General features: G+C 75.6%; 19 protein-coding genes and 1 riboswitch. Of the genes, 13 read left to right on the forward strand and 6 right to left on the reverse strand.

All coding sequences use genetic code 11. From position 1 onward, the window contains the following. Positions 1–119: 119 nt before the first annotated feature. Complete coding sequence (locus C7M71_RS01925) at positions 120–1367, forward strand: type ISP restriction/modification enzyme (RefSeq protein WP_162824512.1); 1248 nt, start codon at positions 120–122, stop codon at positions 1365–1367. Between the two features lie 371 nt (positions 1368–1738). Continuing rightward, positions 1739–2416 (forward strand): class I SAM-dependent methyltransferase, encoded by a 678-nt coding sequence (locus C7M71_RS01930; protein WP_229758477.1) that lies wholly within the window; start codon positions 1739–1741, stop codon positions 2414–2416. Here the strand turns inward: C7M71_RS01930 and C7M71_RS01935 are convergent. Beyond that, positions 2302–3399, reverse strand: coding sequence for a DMT family transporter (locus tag C7M71_RS01935; RefSeq protein WP_111493715.1), 1098 nt, complete (start codon positions 3397–3399; stop codon positions 2302–2304). The genes C7M71_RS01930 and C7M71_RS01935 overlap by 115 nt on opposite strands. A 77-nt stretch (positions 3400–3476) precedes the next feature. Between C7M71_RS01935 and pdxR the strand changes: the two genes are divergently transcribed. The 3 genes from pdxR (at position 3477) to C7M71_RS01950 (ending at position 7194) form a co-directional block, all read left to right on the forward strand. After that, positions 3477–4931, forward strand: coding sequence for a MocR-like pyridoxine biosynthesis transcription factor PdxR (pdxR, locus tag C7M71_RS01940; protein WP_111493717.1), 1455 nt, complete (start codon positions 3477–3479; stop codon positions 4929–4931). Positions 4932–4958: 27 nt separating this feature from the next. Further along, positions 4959–5822 carry an aspartate aminotransferase family protein gene (locus C7M71_RS01945; RefSeq protein ID WP_111493719.1) on the forward strand — a complete coding sequence of 288 codons (864 nt, stop codon included), beginning with the start codon at positions 4959–4961 and terminating at the stop codon, positions 5820–5822. A 211-nt stretch (positions 5823–6033) separates the two neighbouring features. Further along, positions 6034–7194, forward strand: coding sequence for an ROK family protein (locus C7M71_RS01950; RefSeq protein ID WP_111493723.1), 1161 nt, complete (start codon positions 6034–6036; stop codon positions 7192–7194). Positions 7195–7258: 64 nt separating this feature from the next. On the opposite strand, the gene C7M71_RS01955 is transcribed toward C7M71_RS01950, so the two are convergent. After that, positions 7259–8032, reverse strand: a complete 774-nt coding sequence (locus C7M71_RS01955; RefSeq protein ID WP_111493725.1) for a GntR family transcriptional regulator — start codon at positions 8030–8032, stop codon at positions 7259–7261. 213 nt (positions 8033–8245) lie between these two features. Here C7M71_RS01955 and C7M71_RS01960 point away from each other — a divergent pair, with 213 nt between their 5' ends. Both C7M71_RS01960 and C7M71_RS01965 read left to right on the forward strand, forming a co-directional pair. Further along, positions 8246–8644 carry an SseB family protein gene (locus C7M71_RS01960; RefSeq protein WP_111493721.1) on the forward strand — a complete coding sequence of 133 codons (399 nt, stop codon included), beginning with the start codon at positions 8246–8248 and terminating at the stop codon, positions 8642–8644. Positions 8645–8733: 89 nt separating this feature from the next. Continuing rightward, entirely contained in the window at positions 8734–9573 is an 840-nt protein-coding gene (locus tag C7M71_RS01965) for an NUDIX domain-containing protein (RefSeq protein ID WP_111491989.1), read from the forward strand. 183 nt (positions 9574–9756) lie between these two features. Here the strand turns inward: C7M71_RS01965 and C7M71_RS01970 are convergent, their stop codons facing one another. Beyond that, positions 9757–10239, reverse strand: coding sequence for an SRPBCC family protein (locus C7M71_RS01970; RefSeq protein WP_111491990.1), 483 nt, complete (start codon positions 10237–10239; stop codon positions 9757–9759). Beyond that, entirely contained in the window at positions 10239–10670 is a 432-nt protein-coding gene (locus C7M71_RS01975; protein ID WP_111491991.1) for a VOC family protein, read from the reverse strand. Before C7M71_RS01975 ends, C7M71_RS01970 begins: the two co-directional genes overlap by 1 nt. Before the next feature lie 107 nt (positions 10671–10777). Here C7M71_RS01975 and C7M71_RS01980 point away from each other — a divergent pair, with 107 nt between their 5' ends. After that, positions 10778–11305 (forward strand): gamma carbonic anhydrase family protein, encoded by a 528-nt coding sequence (locus C7M71_RS01980; RefSeq protein ID WP_111491992.1) that lies wholly within the window; start codon positions 10778–10780, stop codon positions 11303–11305. 28 nt (positions 11306–11333) lie between these two features. On the opposite strand, the gene sugE is transcribed toward C7M71_RS01980, so the two are convergent. Next, the gene (gene sugE / locus C7M71_RS01985) at positions 11334–11654 is read right to left on the reverse strand and encodes a quaternary ammonium compound efflux SMR transporter SugE (protein WP_111491993.1); all 321 of its coding nucleotides are present in this window, start codon (positions 11652–11654) and stop codon (positions 11334–11336) included. Between the two features lie 36 nt (positions 11655–11690). Beyond that, a riboswitch (guanidine-III (ykkC-III) riboswitch) is annotated at positions 11691–11756 on the reverse strand. Positions 11757–11869: 113 nt separating this feature from the next. Between sugE and C7M71_RS01990 the strand changes: the two genes are divergently transcribed. From C7M71_RS01990 to C7M71_RS02000, 3 genes are all read left to right on the forward strand, one after another. After that, positions 11870–12658 (forward strand): SGNH/GDSL hydrolase family protein, encoded by a 789-nt coding sequence (locus C7M71_RS01990; protein ID WP_111492006.1) that lies wholly within the window; start codon positions 11870–11872, stop codon positions 12656–12658. Positions 12659–12731: 73 nt separating this feature from the next. Continuing rightward, entirely contained in the window at positions 12732–13094 is a 363-nt protein-coding gene (locus C7M71_RS01995; protein ID WP_111491994.1) for a VOC family protein, read from the forward strand. Between the two features lie 58 nt (positions 13095–13152). After that, on the forward strand, positions 13153–13605 hold the full coding sequence (locus tag C7M71_RS02000) for a GNAT family N-acetyltransferase (RefSeq protein ID WP_175607618.1): 453 nt from the start codon (positions 13153–13155) through the stop codon (positions 13603–13605). 54 nt (positions 13606–13659) lie between these two features. Here C7M71_RS02000 and C7M71_RS31325 read toward each other — a convergent pair whose 3' ends face one another. Next, positions 13660–13854 (reverse strand): bifunctional ornithine acetyltransferase/N-acetylglutamate synthase, encoded by a 195-nt coding sequence (locus C7M71_RS31325; RefSeq protein ID WP_407675845.1) that lies wholly within the window; start codon positions 13852–13854, stop codon positions 13660–13662. A 476-nt stretch (positions 13855–14330) separates the two neighbouring features. Here C7M71_RS31325 and C7M71_RS02010 point away from each other — a divergent pair, with 476 nt between their 5' ends. Further along, positions 14331–14861: a DUF1990 family protein gene (locus C7M71_RS02010; protein ID WP_111491995.1), complete on the forward strand. Its 531-nt coding sequence runs from the start codon at positions 14331–14333 to the stop codon at positions 14859–14861. Positions 14862–14928: 67 nt separating this feature from the next. Next, the gene (locus tag C7M71_RS02015) at positions 14929–16323 is read left to right on the forward strand and encodes a GNAT family N-acetyltransferase (RefSeq protein ID WP_111491996.1); all 1395 of its coding nucleotides are present in this window, start codon (positions 14929–14931) and stop codon (positions 16321–16323) included. The last annotated feature ends 49 nt before the right edge of the window (positions 16324–16372 follow it).

A 16372-nucleotide genomic window follows, 5' to 3' on the forward strand; every position in this document is an offset into this window, starting at 1 on the left:
CCGTCGCGGCCCGGTGCCGGGGCGGCGCTGCTCGGTACCATGCCGGGGACGGTGGCGGCGCAGGAGTCGAAGGGGACGCGCAGGTGGCTTGGAGCAGTGACCCCCTGCTGCCCGAGCTGATGCCCTGGTCCGCACCCGCGCCGCGCACCGGCCGGGACTGGGTGCGGGCGCCCGCCGCCGACACCCTGCGGGCCCGCTGGCAGCGGCTGATGGCCGCCACCGGCGACGAGCGGTCGGTGCTCTTTCGGCCAAGCCGCTCCCGTACGCTGCGCAGCGCCGTCACCCAGCTGCCCGGCCGGGCGTCCTCCACGGTCCGGCTGGTCCGCGAGCAGGGGCCCTGCCCGGAGCCGGAGTTGGTCCGGCACGGCGCCTTCGACCGGCAGTGGCTGCTGCCCGACCACCGGCTGCTGGACGCCGCGCGGCCCGAGCTGTGGCGGGTCGCCGACGGCAGCCAGCTCTTCGCGGTGGCACAGGAGACCCCCGGGCCCGCCGTCGTCTTCAGCGCCGAACTCCCCGACGGCCACCGGGCCCGGGGGCGCGTCACGGTGCACCCGCTGTACCGGCGCCCCGGCGGTCGCGAACCCAATCTCGCCCCCGGCCTCACCGCACTGCTCTCGGACCGCCTCGGCTGCGCGGTCACGGCGGAGGACCTGGCCGCCTGGACGGCGGCGGTCGGCTGCCACCCGGCGGCGCCGGAGGCGGCCGGGTCCGGTGGCGTACCGGTGCCGCTGGCGGCCGATCCGGAGCTGTGGCGGCGCGGGACCGCCCTCGGCCGCCGGGTGCTCTGGCTGACCACCTTCGGGGCGCGGTGCGCCGACCCGGCGGACGGACGGCCCGGCGGACGGCCCCGGATGCCGGGCGGGCAGCGGCCGTTCGTCCGCCGCCCGGTCCCGGACAGCCCGGGCGGGTTCCCGGCCACGCTGGCGTATGACGCTCAGGAGCGGGCGCTGCTGGTCGGCGGCGGCCGCATCGCCCCGGTGCCGGAGGCGGCCTGGGCCTACCGGGCGGGCGGGGAGCGGGTGTTGGAGACCTGGTTCGCGGAGCGGGCCGCCGCCGCCCCGGCCACGGCGGACCCCGGCTCCCCCGGCTCCCCCGGCTCCCCCGACTCCCTGGAGGCGGTGCGGCCCGTCTCCTGGCCTGCCGTCTGGACCACGGAGCTGATCGATCTGGCCACCGTGCTGGCCCTGCTGGCCGAGCTGCACGGCGCACAGGCCGAGCTGCTGCGTGATCTGGCGGCCGGGCCCCGGATCGGCACCGACGAACTGCGCGCGGCCGGAGTACTGCCCACCCCCGGCTGGGCCTCCCGGCCCGCGTCGGTGCTGGCCCATCGGGAGGAGGGCCCGGAAGGTCAGTTCGCCCTGCTCTGACCTGCGGAGCCCGGATGACCCCGAGCCGTCCGGTCGCCACCCGCCGAGTGCTGCCCGCCCCCGGCCGGGCCTCCCAGCCCATCGGGAGAAGGCCTCAGAGGCCCGGTTCGCCCTGCTCTGACCACCAGAGCCCTGCTGGCCCCGGACCGTCCGGCCGCCACCCGCCAAGTGCTGCCGACCCCCGCCCGGCCGGGCCTCCCAGCCCATCGGGAGGGCCCAGAAGGTCAGTTCGCCCTGCTCTGACCGCTGGGCCTCCCAGCCCATCGGGAGGAGGGCCCGGAGGGCCGGTTGGCCCTGCTCTGGCCGCCGCACTCGGCCAGGCGGGCAGGTAGGGTCGGGGCATCGGGGGCGTGACCAGTCCTGGAGGGGCCTTGTCGAGTGCCGTGGGGTCTGCGGGCGCTGTACGGTCCGAGGAGTTCGTCCGGGCCCACACCCGGGTCGCCGCCACGCCGTATGTACCGGAGGTGCTGCTGCACCAGGCGGACGAGGCGATCGGGCTCTGGGAGCGCACGGAGCAGGCGCAGGGCGGGGCGCGGATGCCCCCGCCGTTCTGGGCGTTCGGCTGGGCCGGGGGCCAGGCGCTGGCCCGCCATGTGCTGGACCACCCGGAGGCCGTCGCCGGGCGGACCGTCCTGGACCTGGCGTCGGGGTCGGGCCTGGTGGCGGTGGCCGCCGCGCTGGCCGGGGCGGCGACGGTGACCGCGAGCGACATCGACCGGTTCGCGGCGGCTGCGGTGAGCCTCAACGCCGCGGTGAACGGCGTACGGGTGGCGCCCCGGCTCGGAGACCTGCTGGACGGTGACGGCGACGGCGCCGAGGTGGTGCTCGCCGGGGACGTCTTCTACGAGCGGCCGATGGCCGAGCGGGTGCTGCCGTTCCTGGAAAGGGCCCGCGACCGGGGCGCCCTGGTGCTGGTCGGCGACCCGGGGCGGGCCTATCTGCCGAGGGAGCGGTTCGAGGCGGTGTCGCTGCACGAGGTGCCGGTGGTGGCGGACCTGGAGGACCGTGCGGTCAAGGCGACCACCGTCTGGCGGCTCACCGGCCGCTGACGCCTGGTCTGACGCGTCGTCAGTGCGCCGAGGACCACCCCGGCGGCCACCAGGGCACTGCCCGCCACCTGGGCCGGGCCGAGGCCGCCGGTGCCGACCAGCGGTGCGGTCAGCGCGGCGGCCACCGGGATGAGCCCGGAGAAGAGGCCCGCGCGTTCGGCGCCGAGCCGCTGCATGCCGGTGTACCAGCAGCAGAAGGCCACCACCGTGACCGGCAGGGCGTACCAGGCGAGCGCCGCCGCCTCCGTGGCCGTGGGCATCCGCAGTGCGGCGGTGCCGTCCAGCACCACGCCCAGCAGCGCCGCCTCGGCGGCGGCCGTTGCGCAGGCCGCCGCCGACAGCAGCACCGGGCCGAGCACCCTCAGCAGCTCCACCGCGACCAGCGAGAAGGCGACCTCCCCGGCCAGCGCCAGCACCGAGAAGAGCAGGCCCCCGCCGTCGGTGCGGCCCAACCCCTGCACCACCGCCGCTCCCCCGGCGACCAGCACCCCGGCTCCGGCCAGCCGCCCGGAGGGGCGGCGGCCCGCCAGCAGCGGCGCGAGCACCGCGATGACCAGCGGTGCACAGCCCACCACCACGCCGGGTACGGCGGGCTCCGCCGTGCGCTCGGCGGCCAGCACCGCGACATTGAAGCCGACCATGCCGGTGGCGGCCAGCGCCGCCAGCCGCAGCAGTTGGCGCGGCGGGAGTCGGCGCAGCGCGGACGGCAGTCCCTCGCCCCGGCGGGCGGCGATGACGGCGAGCAGCAGGGCGGCGAGGCCGTAGCGGACGGCCTGGCCGCCGAGGAACGGGTAGTGGGAGAGCAGGCTGCCGGCGGTGAAGGAGGTGCCGACGATCAGCGTGCCGACGGCCGCGAGCAGGGCGGCGGCCGGAGCACCGACCCGGGGGGCGGCCACGGACGCGGGGCCAGGATCGGGGTCGGAGTCGGAGTCGGGGTAAGGATGGGTCGGCGGCGCCGGCGGGGAGTCGGGGTGGGAGTCCATGATCCGATGCTGGCCCGGTGGACGGTCTACCGTGAGGTCCAATCCGGCGGGCGGTTGGTGGACCAGTGGGAGGGGCCATGCAGCAGGAGGGGGTCCGCCGGTGGGCGGGCGCGGCGTGGGAGCTGCTGCTCCCTGCGGCGGAGGCGCCCGCGAGGCGGCGCGGGCAGCAGCTACAGGCGGCCTTCCGGGAGGCGGTGCGGTCGGGGCGGCTGGCGACGGGCACGCTGCTGCCGTCCAGCCGGGAGCTGGCCCGCGACCTGGGGGTGTCCCGGGGGTTGGTCACCGAGGCGTATGCGCAACTGCTGGCCGAGGGCTATCTGATCAGCCGTCAGGGAGCGGGGACCTGGGTCGCCGGGCTCCCCGCACCGCGCGGGCGCCCGACCACCCCGGCACCGGGCGGGCAGACCTCGGGGCGGTCGGCGCCGCTGGTGGACTTCCGGCCGGGGCTGCCCGATCTGTCGGCGTTCCCCCGGGCCGGGTGGGCGGCGGCGCTGCGCGGCGCGCTGGACCGGCTGCCGCACACCGCGCTGGACTACCCGGACCCCCGGGGCCTGCCGGAGCTGCGGGAGTCGCTGGCGGAGCTGCTGGCCCGGCGGCGCGGAGTCGCGGTCGACCCGGACGGCCTGGTGGTCTGCTCCGGGGTGGCGCAGGCGCTGACCCTGCTGGGCCGGGTGCTGTACGGGCGCGGGCAGCGCCTGGTGGCGCTGGAGGACCCGGGCAGCCCCAGCCAGGCGAAGCTGTTCGAGGCGGCGGGGCTGCGCTGTGTGCCGCTGCCGGTCCGGGAGGACGGTCCGGACCTCGCCGCGCTGGCCGGGTGCGGGGCGAGGGCCGCCGTGGTCACTCCGTCGCACCAGTTCCCGCTGGGGACGGCGCTGGGGCCGGCGGGCCGGGCGGGGCTGCTGCGCTGGGCGCAGGACTGCGACGGGCTGGTGGTGGAGGACGACTACGACGGCGACTTCCGCTATGACCGGGCGCCGGTCGGGGCGTTGCAGGGGCTGGCGCCGGAGCGGGTGGCGTACACCGGGTCGGTGAGCAAGTCGCTGGCGCCGGGGCTGCGGCTGGGCTGGCTGGTACCGCCGCCGGAGCTGCTGGCGGCGGTGGTGGAGGCCAAGCGGGTGGCCGACCTGGGCAATGCGGTGCTGGAGCAGGCGGCGTTCGCCGAGTTCGTCCGGTCCGGGCGGTACGACCGGCAGCTGAGGCTCTGCCAGCGCCGCTACCGGCAGCGGCGGGATGCGCTGATCGGTGCGCTGGAGCGGTACCTGCCCGGGGTGCGGGTGGCCGGGATCGCCGCCGGGCTGCATCTGATCGCGGAGTTCCCCGCCGCGTACGGACCGCAGCGGAGCGTCCTCGGCGCCGCCGCCGGGGCGGGGGTGCGGCTCCGTCCGCTGAGCGACTGGACGGCGTCCGGGGCCGACCCCGAGCCGGACGGCCCGGCCCGCTGTGTGCTGGGGTACCCGCATCTGGCACCGGCCGAGATCGAGCGCGCCGTGGCGGCGGTGGGCCGGGCGCTGCGGCCACTGCACATGGGGTGACGGTATGTCGGGCGGGCCTGGGTCGATGTGCTGGCGGTCTTCAACCGGCCCGCCGCCGACGAGGTCGGCCCATACGACGCCCCGGCAGCCCTCCCGCACTCCCCCGGCATCCCGGCGGGCGTGGTCGACGATGTCGTGGTCTGCCCCTGGAACGACGCCGACGCCCTCCGCTCGGTGTCCGACGCGCACCGGGGCGAGATCGCCGCCGTGATCTGCGAGCCGATCGTGACCAACAACGCCTGCACGATGCCGCGGCCCGGATACCTGGAGACGCTGCGTGAGGGGTGCACCAGGCGCGGCCTCCTGCTGATCTTCGACGAGGTCTGCACCGGATTCCGTACCGGCCCGGGGGGCGCGCAGGGCCTCTTCGGCGTGCTGCCCGACCTCGCGGTCTACTCCAAGGCGCTGGGCGGCGGGCTCCCCATCGCTGCCTTCGCCGGCCGGGGGGACGTCATGGTCCGCATCGCCGACAACCAGGTCGAGCACGGCGGCACCTACAACGCCTCGCCGCTCTGCGCCACCGCCGCGCTGGTCACCCTGACCGAACTGGCCGACCCGGCGGTCACCGCGCGGATCGATGCCTCCGGCCGCCGGGTGATGGAGGCGATCCGCAGGGCCTCCCGCGACCACGGTGTCCCCTGCGCGGTGCAGGGCGTGGGGGCGATGTTCCAGGTGGTCTTCTCCGCCGACGGCGCACCCACCCGGCAGTACCGCGACACCTTCGCGCTCGACCACCGCCGCTTCGACGCGTTCCAGCACGCGCTGCTGCAACGCGGAGTCCACCTCAGCGGGCATGGGCTGGCCTGCTGGTTCATATCGTCCGCGCTGACCGACCAGGACCTGGACCACACCTGCGCGGCGGTCGAGGAGGCGTTTGCGGCGATCCGCTGACGGCCCGGCGGGCGGGCCGCGTCGCAGTGGTACCCGATATCCTCTCCTTTGGTCCTTTGGGATTCCTTTGGATTCCTTTCGATACCGAAGCTGTGATGAGCTGCGATGACGGTCGCGGCGCTGCCGGGCCGCCGGTACGATCCGCCTCACGCCGTCCGGTACCCGACCCGGGCGGGCGGCGACGGGCGGACGCGGCGGAGAGGGCGGCTTGGTGGATCGGCTCACCGGAGGGGACTCCTCGCTGCTGCGCCGGATCAACTCCGCGGTGACGCTACGTGCCCTGCGCGACGGCCATGCCCTCACCCTCACCCGCCTGGTGGGCGACACCGGTCTCTCCCGGCCCACCGTCGAGGGGGTGATCGAGGGGCTGATGGAGTCCGGGCTGGTGGTCGAGGTCGACCAGAGCCAGGACAGCACCCGGCAGCGCGGCCGACCGGCCCGCTGGTTCCGCTTCCGGGCGGAGGCGGGCCATGTGATGGGGGTGGAGATCGGCGTCCACTCGGTGCGGGCGGTGCTGGCCGACCTCACCGGCCGGGTCACCGGCTCCTGCTCCCGGCCGGTGGACGAGGCGCTGGGGGCGGACGAGCGCCTCGCCGCCGCCCGGGCGCTGGTCGCCGAGCAGTTGCGCCGCGCCGGGGTCTCCCGGGACAGCCTGTGGGCGGTCGGGATCGGCACCCCCGGCATCCTGGACGGCGAGGGCACCGTGCGGCTCGGCGCCGCGATGCCCGGCTGGACCGGGCTGGAGCTGGGCGCCCGGCTGCGGCGCTCGTTCCGCTGCCCGGTGCTGGTGGAGAACGACGCCAATCTGGCGGCCATCGCCGAGCACTGGCAGGGCGCGGCGGTGGGGATGGGCGATGTGGTCTTCGTCCTGGCGGGGCTCAGCCCCGGGGCGGGTTCACTGATCAACGGGCGGCTGCACCGGGGTTTCGGCGGCGCGGCGGGTGAGATCGGCGCACTCCATCTGCTGGGCCGGGAGGCCACCCCGGAGCGGCTGCTCTCCACCACCGGCAGGCCGCTGAACCCGCTGGACGAGGCGGCGGTGGCCCGGGTGCTGCGGCTGGCCCGGGAGGGCGACGCGGTGGCGCGGGACGCCATGGACCGCTTCCTGCAGCGGCTGGTGCATGACGTGGCGGCGCTGGTGCTGGCGATCGACCCGCAGATCGTGGTGGTGGGCGGCTGGGCCGCCGGGCTGGACGGGGTGCTGGAGCCGCTGCGGGAGCAGTTGGGCCGGTTCTGCCTGCGGGCGCCCGAGGTGGCGCTCTCCGCCCTCGGCGAGGAGGTCATCGCGCTGGGGGCGCTGCGGATGGCGCTGGACCAGGTGGAGGATCAGCTCTTCGCGGTGGAGCAGGCGGCCGGGCCGGGCCGCGGCTGACCTGCCGACCGGCCGATACGGCGGGGGCGGGGGCGAGGGTGGCGGGGCCGGGCGGGCGTCCGGCTCAGGAGGCGGTGCGGACCTCGGCGAGGCCCGCCCCGACGGGGGCGACCTCGACCAGGCCGGTCTGCCCGAAGGTGAGCCGGCAGGTGTCGGCGCGGTAGGTGGAGACGGCCAGCGCGGCGATCCGGCCCTGCGCGGCGTACTGGGTGGTGACCACCAGCACGGGGGTGCCGGGCGGGCGCTCCAGCAGCCGGGCCTCCTCGGCCTCGGCGACGCCCAGCTCCACGGCGCGGGACTCCCCGGCCAGCTCCAGGCGCTGGAGCTGGCGCAGCACCGAGCGGCCCCGGCCGGTGTCACCGACGAAGCCGGGCAGATGCGGCACTGCGGAGTCGGGCACGTGCAGCGCCTCCGTACCGACGACCTGACTGCCCGTCATCCGCAGTCGCCGGACGGTGTGCACCTGCTCGCTGGCGGGGATGGCCAGCGCCCTGGCCAGAGCGGCGGAGGGGGGCGCGGTGACGCAGTCGACGATCCGCCAGGCGGCGTCGCGCCCGGTGCCGGGCCAGCCCTCCTCGGCGGGGCTCACCGGCACCGCCGTACGGGGCGCCGCGACCAGGGTGCCGATGCCCCGGCGGCGCACCAGGCGGCCCTCCAGCTCCAGCTGGTCCAGCGCCTGCCGCAGCGTCGCGCGGGCGACCCCGAACCGGGAGGCGAGCTCCCGCTCATTGGGGATGACCTGGCCGGTGGCGAACTCGGAGTCGATGGCGCGCAGCAGCACGGTACGCAGGTGCCAGTACTTGGGCTCCGGTGCCGTCGCCTGCTCCGTGGTCCCCACCATGTCCTCCACCGCGTGGACGGCCGACCGAGGCCGGGCTTTTTGCGTCCTTCTTTATTAAAGGTCTTTGCAGTAAGGGACAGTAGGGCGCTGCGGAGAGATGGTCAAGACCAATGGCGACCGGCCGCCGACGATCCGGCGGGCCTGGGACGCATGCGTCCGGGGTGGGCGGGTACCCGAGTCCATCGGACCCGCAACCAGGGAGAAGGAACCATGAGAGACAACTCCGCCTCCGACGGCCTGCTGCCGAGCGAGGCCGCACTCCACGAGATCGCGCAGGGCGGCGACAAGCAGTCCGCGCTGACGACACTGGCGCGGAGCGAAGTCCTGCTGCCGGTGGCCGACGAGAACGGCGAGCCGGACCCGCAGGTGGTCCAGCTTCCCGTCTACGAGCAGCAGGACGGCACCCGGCTGGTGCCCGTCTTCACCTCCGAGACCCGGCTGGCGGCCGCCATGCCGGATGTGCGGCAGTACCGCAATGTGCCGATGTCCGCGCTGGGCGGCGGCTGGCCCTCCGACGACCTCTGGCTGGCCGTCGACCCGGGCTCCCCGGACGCGCTCAACCTGCCGGCCGACGGCGTCAAGGCCCTCCCGGCCCTCGCCGGGGCCTGAGGAGCCCCGTCCCGGCCCGGAGCGGCGGGGGCGGTCCCGCCACCGGGACCGCCCCCGCCGCTCGCTGCGGCTCTGGCAGGATCGGCGCCATGACGGCTGAAGCGGTGGGCGAGGAGACCGGCGGGGACCGACCTGCGACGACCTGGGACGGGCTGCCGGTCGCGGCGGACCTGCCGTACGGGGCGGCGGTGGTGGTGCGGCGCCCGGCCGGCGGCGCCTTCGAGTACCTGCTGCTGCACCGGGCGCACCAGGGCGCGCAGTACGAGGGCGACTGGGCGTGGACGCCCCCGTCGGGGGCGCGGCAGCCCGGGGAACCGCTCTTCCCGGGCGCGCTGCGGGAGCTCCAGGAGGAGGCCGGGCTGGTCGGCCTCACCGTGGACGCGGTGGACCTCTCCGGGCAGTGGGCGCTCTACCTCGCCGAGGTGGCCGAGCACGCCGTGGCGCTGATCGACCCGGAGCACGACCGCTACGCCTGGACGACCGCCGAGGAGGCGCTGCGGCGCTGCGCCCCGGACACCGTACGGGAGAACCTGCGCCGGACGGCGGTGCTGCCGCCGGTCCGGATCGCCTTCGACCAGGCGCTGCGGGAGCGCGGCCGCACCGTGCACGCCCTGCGGGTGGACGACGCGGAGTGCGGGTCCTTCGGCTACACCGTCTCCGGGGCCGACCACGGCGGTGGCGGACGGGCGGAGCTGGACTGGACGGTCGGCGAGTCGGTGCACGGGGTGCCGGGGCTGCTCACCCGCGCCCTCTGGCGCCACCTCTGCGAGGTGCTGACCGTGGCCGAGCCGGGGGTGGCGCAGGTGGCGGTGGAGGCCGGGTCGGCCGTGGACCGCCGGGCGGCGCTGGCGGCCGGGTTCCTGCCGACCGGCGGCGACGGCAGCGGTCCGCTGCTGACGCTGGATGTACGGCGGGTCTTCGGCGGTTGACCGGCGGGCCGGGGCGATATCCAGGTGAGCGGTCCCGGTCCCGCTCGGAAGCGTGGGGCCATGGACCATGTGAGGGCCGCACAGGAGATCGCCGCTACCCCGCCTCCTGCCCGCCCGGGCCGGTGGGCCTGCTCTGGTCGGGGTACGCCCGCCGCTGACGGCTCCATGGCGGGCGTACCCCGGTCAGCCCTCGGGGGCTGCGGAGTGCCCGCGGCCGACGGCGTACCCCGCCAGGTAGGCCCGCAGGCCGCGCCGCCCGCTGCGCATCATCAGGGCGTGGTTGGCGGTGAAGGCGGGCCGGGCGGGCAGGGCGAGGCGGCGCATCAGCGGCCTGCCGGGGCGCACGTCCTCCTCGAAGACCGCGCGGCTGCCGCCCGGGCAGGCGGTCACCGTCCACCGGGACCAGCCCCGCAGATCCCCGGCCATGGCCGCCTCCAGCACCCCGGCCGCCGGGTCCCGCCGGGACTCCTCGACGGTGAGGACCAGGTCGTAGGGGAGCACCGAGCGGACCGTGAGCTCGCCGTGCCGGTCGTCGAGGCGGCGGATCCGGCGGACCTCGGGCCACCACAGCGGGTAGCGGCCGATGTCCTCCAGTGCCCGGTAGACATCGTCGGGGGGCGCGGCCAGCTCCCAGCTGCTGGTGAACCGGTAGTGGTTGGGGTCCATCAGGGCAGGTCGAGCCGGCCCTCGGGGGTGAGCGGGAAGAAGGGGTTGTGGGCGAGCTCCCAGAGGTGGCCGTCCGGGTCCTCGAAGTAGCCGGAGTAGCCGCCCCAGGAGGTGGGCTGCGGAGGTTTGACCACGGTGGCGCCGGCGGCCACCGCGCTCTGGAGGGCCCGATCGACGGCGGCCTCGTCCTCCAGGTTGACGGCGAGGGTGACACCCCGGAAACCGGACTCCGGCTCGGCGGGGATTCCGGCGTCGGCGGCCAGCTCCTCCACCGGGAAGAGGCCGAGCGCGGAGTCCGCCGTGTGGAACCACACGATCTCCGGGCTGGAGGCGCTGGAGCGCTTCCAGCCGAGGTCCTGGTAGAAGCGGGCACTGGTCTCCAGGTCGGAGACGCCCAGCGTGACAATGCTGATCCTGGCGGGAACGGTCATGCTCGGCAGCGTAGGCGCCGGGTCCGACAACGGCCCACCGCAGCGCCGAACCACCGGGGAGCCGGGGCGGTACGGTACGGCGACGGGTCGCCCGGAGGAGGAGCAGGATGGCAGAGGCGCTGATCGCGGCCGTGGCGGACCGGGTGCCGGAGGTGGACCCGGCGGCGTTCACCGCGCCGACCTCCGTGGTGGTGGGCCGGGTGCGGCTCTCCGCCGGGGCGAGCGTCTGGTACCACGCGGTGCTGCGCGGCGACGCCGAGGACATCACCGTCGGCCGGGATACCAATGTCCAGGACAACTGCACGGTGCACGCCGACCCCGGGTTCCCGGCGGTGCTGGGCGAGCGGATCTCGGTGGGGCACAACGCGGTGCTGCACGGCTGCACGGTCGAGGACGATGTGCTGATCGGGATGGGCGCCACCGTGCTCAACGGGGCGCGGATCGGCGCCGGCTCGCTGGTGGCGGCCGGCGCCGTGGTGCCGCAGGGCATGCAGGTCCCGCCCGGTTCCCTGGTGGCCGGGGTGCCGGCCAGGGTGAAGCGCCCACTCGGCAAGGACGAGATCGCCGGGATCAGGGCCAACGCCGAGGGGTACCTGCTGCTGGCACGGGCCCACCGCGACTCCCTCCGGCAGTGACCGGGCAGTCGGCGGGGGCCCGCCCGCCTCAGTGACCCGAGGTCAGCTTGAGGCCGATGATGGCCACCACCAGCAGGCCCAGGAAGGCCAGCCGCGCGGGGTTGGCGCACTCGTCGAGCACCAGGATGCCCAGCAGCGCCGCGCCGGTGGCGCCGATGCCCACCCAGACCGCGTACGCGGTGCCGATGGGCAGGCTCCTGGCGGCCAGCGAGAGCAGCGCCATGGAGGCGACGATGCCGGCGCCGGTGAGGAGGCTGGGGACGAGGCGGGTGAAGCCCTCGCTGTATTTGAGGCCGATGGACCAGCCGACCTCCAGCAGACCGGCGACGACGATATACAGCCACGCCATGACGACGCACCTCCGATGACGGATCTCGTACAGGGATCCGCGCCGTCTTTGCATGACCGGGTACGCCGCGCCTCGTCCGGGGCCCCGCAGTGCGGGGTACCGCCGCCAGTCTGCCCACATCCGCACCCAGGATGGCAACCAGCCCGCCGGTGATCCGGATCACCGGGGGTGCGGCGGCGGGGCCCGGCGGGGCGGACATTATGATCGTCCGCGCCATGGAGAAGACCACCGCACCCGCATACCGCAGCCTCACCGCCGTCGGCGACTCCTTCACCGAGGGCATGTGCGACGAGCTGCACCCGGACGGCAGCTACCGGGGCTGGGCCGACCTGGTCGCCGCCCGCCTCGCCGCCGCGACGCCCGGCTTCCGCTACGCCAACCTGGCGGTGCGCGGCAAGCTGATCGGCCAGATCTGCGACGAGCAGGTCGAGGCCGCCGCCGCGATGGGGGCCGAGCTGGTCACCCTGGCGGGAGGGCTCAACGATGTGCTGCGGCCCGGCTGCGATGTGGCCGCCGTCGCGGCCCGCCTCGGCGAGGCGGCGGAGAAGCTGGCCGCCGGGGCACGCCGGGTGGTGATGTTCACCAGCACCGACCCGAGCCGGCGGCTGCGCGGCAGTGCCCGGCTGCTGCCGGCGATCCTGCGGATGAAGGAGTTCGTGGAGGAACTGGCGCGGCAGCACCCGGAGATCGTGGTGGTCGACCTCTTCTCCGCGCCCTGCTTCGACGACCCCCGGCTCTGGGCCGAGGACCGGCTGCACCTCTCCCCGGAGGGCCACCGGCGGGTGGCCGAGGCGGTACTGGAGGCGCTGGGCACGCCCGCCGGGTTCGACTGGCGGGCGCCGCTGCCACCCGCACCGCCGGAGGGCTGGGCGGCCCGCCGCCGGTTGGACCTCAGCTGGCTGCGCATCCACCTGGGCCCGTGGATCGTCCGCCGGCTCACCGGCCGCTCCTCGGGCGACGGCCGCTCACCGAAGCGCCCGCAGCTGGCCCCGTACGAGGGCTGACCTCCCCCTCTCGGCGGGGACCGCCGCCGCCGGAATGCGGGCGTTGTCGGTGGTGCCCTCTAAGGTGTCGGCCATGACCACCTTCACCGCGGCTGCCGCGATCCTGCCGGTCGGCGACCCGGCCGCCGCCGCGGCGCACTACCGCGCCCTGGGCTTCGCCGTGGACCTCTCGGGCCCGCACTACGCCTTTGCCCGGCGGGATGCGGTGACGCTGCATCTCGCGGTGGTGGACCGGCTGGATCCGGCGACCAGCAACTCGGCGGTGTACCTCTATGTGGAGGATGCCGATGCGCTGGCCGCGCAGTGGGCTGCGGCGGGGGCCGCCGGGCGGCTGGTGGATACGGTGGACACGCCGTACGGCATGCGCGAGGGCGCCCATATCGACCCCTGGGGGAACCTGCTGCGGTTCGGCTCCCCCGGCCGGGCCGGCGGGTGAGCGCGGGGCGGCCCTAGGGGAGGCTGCGGAAGCGAGTTACTGGTCAGGAGGGACAGCGGTGATCATACGGGCGGCACAGGCCGGTGAAGCCGGGTTGCTGAGCGAGCTGGCGATGTGCTCCAAGGCGTACTGGGGCTATGACGAGGCGTTTATGGCGGCATGCCGGGAGGAGCTGACGCTGCCGACCGCCGAGGTGACGGCGCGACGGGCCCGGGTGGCGGAGGACGGCGGCGCGGTGGTGGGGTTCGCGACGCTGGAGGGCGATGCACCGGAGGGTGAGGTGGGCCTCTTCTTCGTGGCGCCCGAGGCGATGGGGCGGGGTGTGGGCAGGTCGCTCTTCCGTCATCTGGCCTCGGATGCTGCGGAGTTGGGCTTCCGGCGGCTGACCATCGACTCCGACCCGAACGCCGAGCCGTTCTACCGGGCCATGGGGGCGGTGCGGATCGGCAGCACCCCCTCGGGGTCGATCCCGGGCCGAATGCTGCCGCTGTTGGAGTATCAGGTGGTGTAGCCGGTGGCAGCGGCGGTGGTGCTGCCGCTGCCCAGCGAGGCGGCGATGGGTCCCTCAGGGTCGGCGCCGTGGACGGCGCGGTCCCTCAGGGTCGGCGCCGTGGACGGCGGTCTCGACCGGCGGGGAGTTGACGACCGCTTTGGCGACCCGCTTGGCCTCTGCTCGGTCGCGTGCGTCGGCGAGGGTGCTCTCGACCGGCTTGGTGGCGCCCTCGCCGTCGGCGCCAACTGCCGGGCGAGGTCCCGGCATGCCTCGGTTCGGGCGGGGGTGAAGGCGTCCGGGTCGACCGGGTCCGGCGGGCCGTCGGCAAGCAGCGCGACGGGGTCGGAGGTGCAGATGTCGGTCTCCACGCTGAGGTAGGCCGGGGCCCGGCGGCAACCGATCCGGCGCGGGGCGGAGCCCGGTCGCCTGCCGCAGCGCGGGGCGGGTAGTGTGAACGCGGGGGTGGCCGTGATGACTGTTCCAATGAGACCGATCGCCATGCGGGGCAGGTCGGCGATGGTGTCGGCCTACGCGGGGGCATGTGAGCCTCAGCACATGGGAGCGCTCCCACGCCTGCCCCGGCTCGGCCGATCGGGCGACACGCGCACCGCTTGCCGTCTCCGCACCGGCCCCGGCCGCCACCATGGTCCTGGCCCGGACGGCGCCACCCATGGAGTGGGCAACGCCCCGGGCTGCGCGGGCCGGCCCGTACCCGCCCGGCGCCGACTGGAGGAGGCGGAGTGATGACCGGGTTCACCTACCCCGAGGTGGGCGCGACGGCCGCAGGGCCGCTGCCCCCGGGCTACCACCATCTGCGGCACCGGACCCTGCTCGGCCACGGCCGGGACGTCCTGGAGGCCGCAGGCGAGGCCGTGCTGACCTGGCGGATGCACCGGGCCGCCGGCGCGGGCGTCCGCGCGCAGGCCGGGCGGGCCGCGCCCGGCGTGACGGTGGAGGTGAGCCTGGGCGTCGGTCCGCTGCGGCTGACCGCGCCCTGCCGGGTGGTGTGGACGGTCGGCGAACCTGACCGCATCGGCTTCGCGTACGGCACCCTCGACGGCCACCCCGAGCAGGGCGAGGAGTCCTTTGTGGTGCGGATGGGTGACGACAAGGCGGTGTGGTTCGCCGTGACCGCCTTCAGCCGTCCGGCCCGCTGGTTCAGCCGCGCCGCCGGACCGGCCGTCCCGGTCGCCCAGAAGCTCTACGCCCGACGCTGCGGCCAGGTGCTCCGGCGTCTCTCCGTTTCCGGCACACATCAGCTCAGAAGGTCATGAAGAGCCCTTTACCGACTGGTCATCACCCGTTCGTGATCGTGAAACACCGGGGCGGCAGCCTGATCACATGGACTCTCTATCGAAGCATCACCGCTGGCGCCGGGAGGCCGTGGAACTCTCGGCCCTCTTCCTCGCCGTGGCCACCGCCGACCTGGTCGCCGATGTCGTCGTGCACGGCCATGACGGACCGGTACTGCTGGTCACCGCCGCAGTGGCGCTGCTCGGGTCGGCACTCTTCCACGCCTGGTGGACGCACCGTCACCGCCATGCGCCGCCCGGCCCCGATCCCACCGACCGGCCGGTGGCAGCGGTGAGCCCGGCCGAGGCGGAGCGGGCCGCCACTCCGGGACGGATCGCCGCCGGGGCCACGCTGTGGCGGATCCGCACCACCGTCGCTGACGCGCCGGGCAACCTGGCCTCGCTGTCCGGCGCCCTCGCCCGGCTGCGGGTGAACATCATCTCGTTGCAGACCCATCCGCTGGCCACCGGCACGGTGGACGAGTTCCTGGTGCAGTCGCCCGCCGAGGTGGAGCGCGCCCAGCTGGCCGGGGCGGTGGTGGCGGCGGGCGGCCGGGACACCTGGATCGACCGGGCCGACGCCCATGACCTGGTGGACGTTCCCACCCGCATCCTCGGCCTGGCCACCCGCACCGCGCTGGACGCCGCCGAACTGCCGGTCGCGCTGCGGCAGCTCCTCGGCACCTGCTCCATCCGTACGCTGCCGCCCGCCCCCGAGCACGAGCAGCCGGAGGGACCGGCGGAGCCTCAGGAGCAGCCCCCGCACGCCGTGGACGGGGAGGTGATGCGGCTGCGCGAACCCTCCGGCGGCGTCATCGAACTCTCCCGGCCGCATCTGCCGTTCACCCCCACCGAGTTCGCGCGGGCCCGCGCCCTGGTGGAGCTGGACGCGGTCCTCGGCCCCCGGGTACCGGCCGGCCGAGAGGTCGTCACCCTGCCCGCCGGCAGCGAGATCACGGTGCGCCGGGTCGGCCCGGACGACCGGCCGGCCGCCCTGGAGATGCACGGCCGCTGCTCGGCGGAGACCCTGCGCCGCCGCTACCACGGCCCGGTCGGGGACGCCGACCGCTACCTCGGCCATCTGCTGGAGCCCCGGCATGGGCAGACCCTGGCGGCGGAGCTGCCGGACGGCCGGATCGTCGGCCTGGCCCACCTGATGTGGGACGGCGAGGACGCGGAGGTCGCCGTGCTGGTGGAGGACGCCTGGCAGCGGCGCGGCCTGGGCGTGGGGCTGCTGCACCGGCTCGCGGCCCTGGCCGCCGAGGCGGGCGTCGGCAGTCTCTACGCGGTGACGCAGTCGGCCAACACCGCGATGGTGGCCGCCATGCGCCGCCTGGATGTGCCGCTCGACTACCAGGTCGAGGACGGCACCCTGGTGGTCACCGCACATCTGGAGCGCCCGGCCCAGCGGGTGGCGGAGCCCTGGGCGCCGCCGAGGAGTTGACGGGTCGTCACCTCGCGGTCGGGCCGGGGAGCCACGCGGCTCCCCGGCC

It is taken from the genome of Peterkaempfera bronchialis (genome assembly GCF_003258605.2).
Taxonomy (GTDB): domain Bacteria; phylum Actinomycetota; class Actinomycetes; order Streptomycetales; family Streptomycetaceae; genus Peterkaempfera; species Peterkaempfera bronchialis.

What these genes read in the sequence shown, in the direction of transcription:
- C7M71_RS01965 (WP_111491989.1), top strand. Translation starts at nt 8,734, where the DNA reads ATGACGGCTGAAGCGGTGGGCGAGGAGACCGGCGGGGACCGACCTGCG.
- C7M71_RS01975 (WP_111491991.1), bottom strand. Translation starts at nt 10,670, where the DNA reads ATGACCGTTCCCGCCAGGATCAGCATTGTCACGCTGGGCGTCTCCGAC.
- C7M71_RS01960 (WP_111493721.1), top strand. Translation starts at nt 8,246, where the DNA reads ATGAGAGACAACTCCGCCTCCGACGGCCTGCTGCCGAGCGAGGCCGCA.
- C7M71_RS01980 (WP_111491992.1), top strand. Translation starts at nt 10,778, where the DNA reads ATGGCAGAGGCGCTGATCGCGGCCGTGGCGGACCGGGTGCCGGAGGTG.
- sugE (WP_111491993.1), bottom strand. Translation starts at nt 11,654, where the DNA reads ATGGCGTGGCTGTATATCGTCGTCGCCGGTCTGCTGGAGGTCGGCTGG.
- C7M71_RS01970 (WP_111491990.1), bottom strand. Translation starts at nt 10,239, where the DNA reads ATGGACCCCAACCACTACCGGTTCACCAGCAGCTGGGAGCTGGCCGCG.
- C7M71_RS01925 (WP_162824512.1), top strand. Translation starts at nt 120, where the DNA reads ATGCCCTGGTCCGCACCCGCGCCGCGCACCGGCCGGGACTGGGTGCGG.
- C7M71_RS01935 (WP_111493715.1), bottom strand. Translation starts at nt 3,399, where the DNA reads ATGGACTCCCACCCCGACTCCCCGCCGGCGCCGCCGACCCATCCTTAC.
- C7M71_RS31325 (WP_407675845.1), bottom strand. Translation starts at nt 13,854, where the DNA reads ATGCCGGGACCTCGCCCGGCAGTTGGCGCCGACGGCGAGGGCGCCACC.
- pdxR (WP_111493717.1), top strand. Translation starts at nt 3,477, where the DNA reads ATGCAGCAGGAGGGGGTCCGCCGGTGGGCGGGCGCGGCGTGGGAGCTG.
- C7M71_RS01990 (WP_111492006.1), top strand. Translation starts at nt 11,870, where the DNA reads ATGGAGAAGACCACCGCACCCGCATACCGCAGCCTCACCGCCGTCGGC.
- C7M71_RS01995 (WP_111491994.1), top strand. Translation starts at nt 12,732, where the DNA reads ATGACCACCTTCACCGCGGCTGCCGCGATCCTGCCGGTCGGCGACCCG.
- C7M71_RS02015 (WP_111491996.1), top strand. Translation starts at nt 14,929, where the DNA reads ATGGACTCTCTATCGAAGCATCACCGCTGGCGCCGGGAGGCCGTGGAA.
- C7M71_RS02010 (WP_111491995.1), top strand. Translation starts at nt 14,331, where the DNA reads ATGACCGGGTTCACCTACCCCGAGGTGGGCGCGACGGCCGCAGGGCCG.